Origin of the sequence: Hylemonella sp. W303a (genome assembly GCF_046452315.1) — a bacterium.
GTDB lineage: Bacteria > Pseudomonadota > Gammaproteobacteria > Burkholderiales > Burkholderiaceae_C > Hylemonella.
Window position 1 is genome coordinate 1 of sequence record NZ_JBKFDG010000016.1, and the last position, 2,353, is coordinate 2,353.

General features: G+C 67.9%; 1 protein-coding gene. It reads right to left on the reverse strand.

Annotated features, from left to right (window positions below; genetic code table 11):
- Positions 1-2,353, reverse strand: a 2,353-nt coding sequence (locus ACLBKS_RS16420) for a beta strand repeat-containing protein (RefSeq protein WP_410193878.1), incomplete at both ends; no start/stop codon positions are given.

Here is a 2,353-nt window from a genome sequence, read left to right on the forward strand (position 1 = left end):
GCCCGTCGTGTCAATCGCTCCGCTGGCCGTCAGCGTCGCGCTCGTCGCCGACAGGCCCGCCAGCGTCATCGCGCTGTCTTCCGTCAGCGTGACCGCACCGCCCGTCAGGTTCACCGAGCCGAAGTTCGCCGTGTCTCCGGCCGCCACCGTGATCGCGTTGCTCCCCGCGTTCAGCGTCAGCAGCCCCGAGGTCGTCAGCGTCGCGCTGCCCGTCGTGTCAATCGCTCCGCTGGCCGTCAGCGTCGCGCTCGTCGCCGACAGGCCTGCCAGTGTCATCGCGCTGTCCTCCGTCAGCGTGACCGCGCCGCCCGTCAGGTTCACCGAACCAAAGTTCGTCGTATCGCCCGCGTCATCACCCAGCGTGATCGCGTTGCTGCCCGCGTTGAAACTCGCCAGCCCCGTCACCATCAGACTCGTGCTCGCCGCGTCCGTGATCGTCCCGCTCGACGTCAGGCTCAGGCTCGCCGCCGTGTTCGTCCCCGTCAGCACCGTGGCCGAGTCCTCGGTGATCGTCACCGCGCCGGTGGAATTGACCGTCAGACTGCCGAAGTTCACGTCGTTGGCCACCTGATCGCCCAGGGTGATGCTGGTGCCGCTCAGGCTGGCGTTGCCCGTCACGCTCAGGTCCGCCGTCGCGTCGTTCGTCAGCGATCCAGCCGATGTCAGCGTCAGGCTCGTCGCCGTGTTGGTTCCCGACAGCACCGTGGCCGAGTCTTCGGTGATCGTCACCGCGCCGCCCGTCAGGTTCACCGAGCCGAAGTTCGCCGTGTCTCCGGCCACCACCGTGATCGCGTTGCTCCCCGCGTTCAACGTCAGCAGCCCCGAGGTCGTCAGTGTCGCGCTGCCCGTCGTGTCAATCGCTCCGTTGGCCGTCAGCGTCGCGCTCGTCGCCGACAGGCCCGCCAGTGTCATCGCGCTGTCTTCCGTCAGCGTGACCGCACCACCCGTCAGGTTCACCGAACCAAAGTTCGTCGTATCGCCCGCGTCATCACCCAGCGTGATCGCGTTGCTCCCCGCGTTGAAACTCGCCAGCCCCGTCACCACCAGGCTCGTGCTCGCCGCATCCGTGATCGTCCCGCTCGACGTCAGGCTCAGGCTCGCCGCCGTGTTCGTTCCCGTCAGCACCGTGGCCGAGTCCTCGGTGATCGTCACCGCGCCGGTGGAACTGACCGTCAGACTGCCGAAGTTCACGTCGTTGCCAACCTGATCGCCCAGGGTGATGCTGGTGCCGCTCAGGCTGGCGTTGCCCGTCACGCTCACATCCGCCGTCGCGTCGTCCGTCAAGGCGCCTGACGACGAGAGAACCAAGCTCGTGGCCGTGCTGGTTCCAGACAACTCGGTCGCGCTGTCCACTGCGATCGAGACCGCTCCGCCAATGAATGTCAGGTTGCCAAAGTTCGCCGTGTCTCCTGCCACCACCGTGATCGCGTTGCTCCCCGCGTTCAGCGTCAGCAGCCCAGACGTGCTCAGCGTGGCGCTGCCCGTCGTGGTGATCGTCCCATTAGCGGTCAGCGTCGCGCTCGTCGCCGACAGGCCTGCCAGCGTCATCGCGCTGTCTTCCGTCAGCGTGACCGCACCGCCCGTGAGGTTCACCGAACCGAAGTTCGCCGTGTCTCCGGCCACCACCGTGATCGCGTTGCTCCCCGCGTTCAGCGTCAGTAGTCCCGAGGCCGTCAGCGTCGCGCTGCCCGTCGTGTCGATCGCTCCGTTGGCCGTCAGCGTTGTGCTCGTCGCCGACAGGCCCGCCAGCGTCATCGCGCTGTCTTCCGTCAGCGTGACCGCACCACCCGTGAGGTTCACCGAGCCGAAGTTCGCCGTGTCTCCGGCCGCCACCGTGATCGCATTGCTCCCCGCGTTCAGCGTCAGCAGCCCAGACGTGCTCAGCGTGGCGCTGCCCGTCGTGTCAATCGCTCCGCTGGCCGTCAGCGTCGCGCTCGTTGCCGACAGGCCCGCCAGTGTCATCGCGCTGTCTTCGGTGATCGTCACCGCGCCGCCCGTCAGGTTCACCGAGCCGAAGTTCGCCGTGTCTCCGGCCACCACCGTGATCGCGTTGCTCCCGGCGTTCAGCGTCAGCAGCCCCGACGTGCTCAGCGTCGCGCTGCCCGTCGTGGTGATCGCTCCGTTGGCCGTCAGCGTCGCGCTCGTGGCCGACAAACCCGCCAGCGTCATCGCGCTGTCTTCCGTCAGCGTGACCGCCCCGCCCGTGAGGTCGATCGAACCGAAGTTCGCTGTGTCGCCCGCCGCCACCGTGATCGCATTGCTCCCCGCGTTCAAGGTCAGCAGCCCAGACGTGCTCAGCGTGGCGCTGCCGGTCGTGTCGATCGCCCCGTTGGCCGTCAACGTCGCGCTCGTC